The sequence below is a fragment of the Craterilacuibacter sp. genome (assembly GCF_051659485.1).
Lineage (GTDB): Bacteria > Pseudomonadota > Gammaproteobacteria > Burkholderiales > Chromobacteriaceae > Craterilacuibacter.
On sequence record NZ_JBOFOO010000267.1, the window covers coordinates 1 to 6,247 of the forward strand.

Below are 6,247 nucleotides of genomic sequence, written 5' to 3' on the forward strand. Positions count from 1 at the left end.
GGCAACGACGACTTATTGCCTGCTCAGGCCAGAAAATAGACCGATCAGGGCAGCCGCCGCAGGCAGGAAGGCGTGGATTCTAAGCGTTGAGCACAAGCAACGCCAGCCGTTCACGGCAGTTTCCACAGAATAAACCGCCGTTGCGTGTGGATGCGTATTGTTACTGATACCAACAATTGATGCCGAAAAAACGGGTACCGAAATACCCGTCATCCAAAGCGAGCCGCTTCAGGCGGGCTTGCCGCAGAAGGCAGCCACTAGCCTTGCATCCTGCACATAGGGATTACCCGAGCCTTGCAGCTTGATGATACGGGCGTCGCGCGATGTCTCCCATGCATCAACCGGATAGGTCTTGGCCCACGCGCACATCAGCTGGGTATCCTGACGGCTCATTTTCAGGCCGTAACGGCCATGCATATAGAAATAGATGCGGGCAATGCGTCCCCTCACCTCTTCACGCGGCTGGGCGCGGCGCCCCTTGAAGTCGACAATGGTCTGGCACTGGCCATACATGGGCTCGGGATTGCGCGTCCACGCGCCATAGGCGTAGTTGCTGCGGTCGCCATTCACTTCGCCCACCGAGGGCACCAGGTTGACCAGATCGCCTTCAGCCATACGGAACACATCATCGGTGGAGGTGCAGTTCTTGCGCCCGCCCTGCTGCCAGCACTGGCGCTGATGGCCCAGCACCCAGGCCGGTACCACATGCTCCCACTCCAGACGCCCGGCGCGTTCCAGATTTTTGCGCACCTGATAGCCGCAGGCTTCCAGATCCATAGACTTGCCAGTGTAAGGGCAACCGCAATAAAAATCGTTTTGCATGCCGGCAAAGACCGTAGGCAAGACCTTTTTGGCATTATTGAAGTTGCGCGGGCCGACCGCATTCTTGCCACTAACCAGCACGATCGGATCGGTCAGCGAAATACCGGCAGTTTGCGCGGCCGGTGCGGCCTTGGTGCTGGCCGTGGTATCCGCATTGCCCTGGCCGGAACAGGCCGCCAGCAAGACGCTAAAAAGTGGAATCAACCAGAATTTCATGGAAACCCGCAAAAAGCCGCAACCGTAACCGGCTTTTACAAGCGTTTCAAGGCTGCATCAGCCTTAATTCATAAAATGCTTTTGATTCATAGGCTTGCTGCCTGACGATCAAGCAAGCGATAGCCGGCGGCCTGCAATGCCTTGCACCATTCCGCCATCGCAATGCCGACCAAGCTGGCCGGCCCGCTAAAGCCGAACTCTATATGCATGCGAGAGATGGCTTCGTTACCGAAATTGGGCAGGCTGGACAGGCGAAGTGCCGGGTAACGCTGGCTGAAGTCCTGCATCAGCGTGATCAGATCGCCCTCGCGCGCATCCAGCGCGATCACCGTCTGCTCGACATCGGGCGCACTGTTTTTCAGTTGCGGGTACAGGGTATCGAGCACCCACGCGATCATCGGCCATGCCATGGACGGAAAGCCCGGTACGAAGTGGACATCACGGCAAGAAAACCCCGGCATCTGGTTGACCGGATTGGGAATCAAGCGGGCCCCTACCGGGATATTGCCCATATTGATACGGTGCGGGTAGGCCTCGTCACCGAAGCGCCCCTCGATAATGGCGCGCGCTTCCGGATGAATGGCCAGTGCCACGCCTTGCGCCTGTGCCGCACACTGGCGGGTGTAGTCGTCCGGCGTTGCGCCTATGCCGCCAAAACTGAATACCAGATCATGCGAAGCGAAAGCACGCTGCAAGCTATCCTGCAGGCGCTGCGGATTGTCACCCAGATATTCGACCCAGTCGAGCTTCATGCCCCGTTCGGCCAAGAGCCGGATCAGGGCCGCCAGATGTTTGTCCTGCCGCTTACCGGACAGCAGTTCGTCTCCGATGATGATCGCGCCTATTTTCATCTGCTTCCCTTTATGCAAAAAGTTGTCTTACAGCATGGTAAGCCATGCCCACCCATTCGCGCAGCGCCTGATGGGTTTCCTGCATCGCACGCCCCGAAGGCAGATACCAGACTATCCCGCTGCCGTCGTAACGGGTGAAACCGGTCGGTGCCGGCAGCACCGTCAAACCCTCGGCCTCGAACAGCGGCACAGCGCGGCGCAGATGCCAGGCCTGCGTCACCAAGGTGATGCTTTTTATCCCGTCCAGCCGGAGCATGGCGGCCGACAAGCGCGCATTGGCTGCGGTATTGGCCGATTCGGACTCGACCCAGTAAGGCTTGAGGCCATAATCACGCCACAGCGTGCGCTGCATCACCCAAGCTTCGGGCTCGCCCCCCAGCGGCGCACCGCCAGTCAATAGCAGCGGCACCCCACTGGCCTTGTGCAAAACGACCGCATAGCGCAGGCGTGCACTGCTGTCACCGGTCAGTATATTTTCACCATACTCGGGTGCCGGTTTCTTGCCGCCGCCCAGCACCACGATAGCCTCGGTCTTCGCGACATCGCTGGCCTTGGCCACCTGTGCATTTTCCAGCGCAGAATTCAGTGCGATGGCCATGCGCGGGGTGGAAAACGCATAGGCCAGCAATGCCGAAATCAGCATCAGGGCAATACCCAGACGCCTCTTGCGCCGTAAAAGCCCATAACCCAAGCCTGCCAGCAGTAAAAAATTGACCGGTGGCAACAGCAAAGCCCCGAAAATCTGGTTGAACAATACCGCCGGTGCAGTCGTCACACATCTCTTTCCATGAACAGACAATGGCGCCGGCGATAAAGCCCAGCGCCCATCAATACGCAAAAAGGCCGTATCCCCGTGCGGGAATACGGCCGGAACCCATAAGTTTACTCGCCCAGATAAGCGTTACGCACGCGATCGTCGCTGAGCAGATCCTTGGCGTCGCCGCTCATGGTGATACGGCCACTTTCCATCACATAGCCACGCTGCGAGACTTCCAGCGCCAGACGTGCATTTTGCTCCACCAGCAACATGGTCACGCCTTGCGCGGCCACCATGCGGATGATGTCGAAAATCTTGGCGACGATCAGTGGTGCCAGCCCCATCGACGGCTCGTCCAAAAGCAGCAGTTTGGGTTTGGAAATGATGGCGCGCCCCATGGCCACCATCTGCTGCTCGCCACCGGAAAGCGTACCGGCCAATTGCTTCTCGCGCTCTTTCAAACGCGGGAACAGCTCGAACACATGTTCGATATCGGCCTTGATACCGTCTTCGTCATTACGGTGATAGCCGCCCATACGCAGGTTTTCGGCGACCGTCAGCTTGGAAAATACGCCGCGACCTTCCGGTACCATCACCAGGCCTTGACGCACGAAGTTGTACACCGGCGTGTCGGCGGTATCCTTGCCGTCAAACACGATGCTGCCGCCGGACTTCTTTTCCATGCCAACCAGGGTACGCAAGGTGGAGGTCTTGCCGGCACCGTTGGCGCCGATCAGCGTCACCAGTTCGCCCTGTTCGATATGCAGGTCGATGCCCTTGACCGCCTGAATGCCGCCATAGGAAACCTGCAGGTTCTTGATGTCGAGTATGCTCATGCGTGTGCCACTCCCAGATATGCCTCGATCACTTTCGGATCCTTGCGTACCACCTCGGGCACGCCTTCAGCGATTTTCTTGCCATAGTCGAGCACCGCAATGCGGTCGCACAAACCCATCATCAGCTTCACGTCATGCTCGATCAGCAGCACGGTCACGCCCGAGTCGCGAATCTTGCCCATCAGCGCCTTGAGCTCTTCGGTCTCGCGCGGATTCATGCCGGCCGCCGGTTCGTCCAGCGCCAGCAACTGCGGCTCGGTGGCCAGTGCACGGGCAATCTCCAGACGACGCTGGTGACCATAGCTCAGGTTCTTGGCAAACTCGTCGGCCACATCGCTGATGCCGACATAAGCCAGCAACTCGGCCGCCTTGGCGCGGATCGCCGCCTCTTCGGCACGCGTTCCCTTGTCGCGCAACACGGCACCCAAGGCACCCGCCTTGGAGCGGATATGGCGCCCGACCATCACGTTTTCCAGCGCCGTCATTTCCCTGAACAGACGGATATTCTGAAAGGTACGCGCGATACCGGTGCCGACCACCACATGCGGCTTGGCACGGAACAGATCCTTGCCATCGAAGGTAAAGCTGCCCTCGTCCGGCATGTAAAGCCCGGTCAATACATTGAACAGCGTGGTCTTGCCGGCGCCGTTCGGGCCGATGAGGCCATAGATCTCGCCCTTATTGATGGTCAGCCCGACCTGGTTCAGCGCCACCAGACCACCAAAGCGTTTGACGATACCGTCTATTTTAAGCAGGACTTCAGCCATGACTCAGTGCCCCTTCTTTGCGTCGTCAAACTCGGCCTTGCGCCGCTTGGATGGCCACATCCCTTCCGGGCGCACCAGCATCATCACCACCAGGGCCAAACCGAACAGCAGCATGCGGGCGTTCTCCGGATCGACGATCATCTTGCCGAAAGTCGCCATCTGCAACGGCCCGATCACATCGCGCAGGATTTCCGGTGCAATCGTCAGCACCACCGCGCCCAGAATCACGCCCGGGATATGGCCCATGCCTCCCAGCACCACCATGGCCAGAATCATCACCGACTCCAGCAGGCCAAAGGACTCGGGCGAGATAAAGCCCTGAAACGAAGCAAACAAGCCCCCTGCCACCCCGCCGGACAAGGCACCCAGCGCAAACGCCAATAGCTTGATGTTGCGGATATTGATGCCCATGGCCGCGGCAGCAATATCATCTTCACGCATGGCAACCCAGGCGCGACCAATGCGCGAGTGCTGCAAGCGCCAGGCCATGATCACCACAAGGACAGTCAGGGCGAGGAAGAAGTAGTAATACAGATAGACGCTATTGAAGCTGATGCCGAAAAACTCGTGCGTCTTGCCCAGCGAAAAGCCGGCAATGCTCACAGGGTCGATCAGGTTTACGCCTTGCGGGCCGTTGGTGATATTGACCGGCGCATTCAGGTTATTCAGGAAGATACGGATGATCTCGCCGAAACCCAGCGTCACGATGGCCAGATAGTCGCCCTTGAGCTTCAGGACCGGCGTACCCAGCAACAGACCAAAGCAGGCAGCGACCAGCGCCCCCAGCGGCAGCGTGACGTAAAACGGCAGGTGAATGCCGAAATGCGGCGAGCCCAGCAAGGCAAAGGTATACGCTCCGACGGCATAAAATGCGATAAAGCCCAGATCCAAGAGGCCGGCAAAGCCGACCACGATGTTCAGGCCTAGCGCCAGCATCACATACAGCAGGGCAAAGTCCAGCGTACGCACCCATGAGTTGCCGAAGGCATTGCCGACAACAAAGGGCAAGATAGCCAGCACGATGGCCGAGGCGAGAAAGCCGATGACTTTTTTGCCGTTGGCCGGTGATGTATTTGCAAGTGAAACGTTCATATTGCTTCCCCTTGGATCAGGCGCGATCGGCCATTTTTTCGCCCATCAGACCGGACGGACGGAAAATCAGCACGGCAATCAGCACCATGAAGGCAAAGATGTCCTGATAGTGCGAGCCCAGGAAACCACCGGTCAGATCGCCGATATAACCGGCACCCAGGCTCTCGATGATACCCAGCAGAATGCCGCCGGCCACCGCGCCGCCCAGATTGCCGATACCGCCAAGCACCGCCGCAGTAAAGGCTTTCAGGCCGATCATGAAGCCCATGTAGTAATGCACCTGCTCGTAATTGGTGGCAACCATCAGGCCGGCAATCGCCCCGAGTGCCGAACCGATCACGAAAGTGGTCGAGATGATGGTGTTTACATTCACGCCCATCAGGCCGGCCACCGCCGGGTTCTGGCTGGTCGCACGCATGGCACGGCCCAGCTTGGTTTTTTCGACGACCAGCAGCAAAGCCACCATGATGGCGAAACAGAGCACCACGATCACCACTTGCAGCTTGGTGATGCTGGCACCGAAGATCTCGACCACATCATGATCAATGATGGCCGGAAACGGAATGTAGTTACGGCCCCAGACCAGAATAGCCAGTTGCTGCAACACGATGGACACACCGATGGCGGTAATCAGCGGCGCCAGACGCGGCGCATTACGCAATGGCCGGTAGGCAATCCGTTCGATGGTGAAGCCCAACAGCATACAGGCTGGAATGGCGACCATCATCCCGATCAGGATCAGCGCCAGCGCAGGCAGATCGACGCCTGCACCTATCAGGGCGGAAACAACGGAAACCGTCACCATCCCGCCCACCATGACCACTTCACCATGGGCAAAGTTGATCAGGCCCAAGATGCCGTACACCATGGTGTAGCCCAGTGCGATCAGGGCATAAATGCTGCCCA

7 protein-coding genes are annotated in these 6,247 nt (G+C 58.6%); all 7 read right to left on the bottom strand.

Features of this window, described 5'->3' with window-relative positions:
* Window positions 1-228: 228 nt before the first annotated feature.
* Window positions 229-1,038 (bottom strand): endonuclease, encoded by an 810-nt coding sequence (locus ACRC1E_RS09200; RefSeq protein WP_438514799.1) that lies wholly within the window; start codon window positions 1,036-1,038, stop codon window positions 229-231.
* An 86-nt stretch (window positions 1,039-1,124) separates the two neighbouring features.
* The gene (locus ACRC1E_RS09205) at window positions 1,125-1,889 is read right to left on the bottom strand and encodes a competence/damage-inducible protein A (RefSeq protein ID WP_438514800.1); all 765 of its coding nucleotides are present in this window, start codon (window positions 1,887-1,889) and stop codon (window positions 1,125-1,127) included.
* Window positions 1,890-1,899: 10 nt separating this feature from the next.
* On the bottom strand, window positions 1,900-2,664 hold the full coding sequence (locus ACRC1E_RS09210; protein ID WP_438514801.1) for a YdcF family protein: 765 nt from the start codon (window positions 2,662-2,664) through the stop codon (window positions 1,900-1,902).
* Window positions 2,665-2,771: 107 nt separating this feature from the next.
* Window positions 2,772-3,482 carry an ABC transporter ATP-binding protein gene (locus tag ACRC1E_RS09215; RefSeq protein ID WP_438514802.1) on the bottom strand — a complete coding sequence of 237 codons (711 nt, stop codon included), beginning with the start codon at window positions 3,480-3,482 and terminating at the stop codon, window positions 2,772-2,774.
* Window positions 3,479-4,249, bottom strand: coding sequence for an ABC transporter ATP-binding protein (locus ACRC1E_RS09220; RefSeq protein WP_438514803.1), 771 nt, complete (start codon window positions 4,247-4,249; stop codon window positions 3,479-3,481). Before ACRC1E_RS09220 ends, ACRC1E_RS09215 begins: the two co-directional genes overlap by 4 nt.
* Before the next feature lie 3 nt (window positions 4,250-4,252).
* Window positions 4,253-5,341: an ABC transporter permease subunit gene (locus ACRC1E_RS09225; protein WP_438514804.1), complete on the bottom strand. Its 1,089-nt coding sequence runs from the start codon at window positions 5,339-5,341 to the stop codon at window positions 4,253-4,255.
* Window positions 5,342-5,357: 16 nt separating this feature from the next.
* Window positions 5,358-6,247 (bottom strand): branched-chain amino acid ABC transporter permease (locus tag ACRC1E_RS09230; protein ID WP_438514805.1); only part of this gene is annotated, 890 nt, incomplete at its 5' end.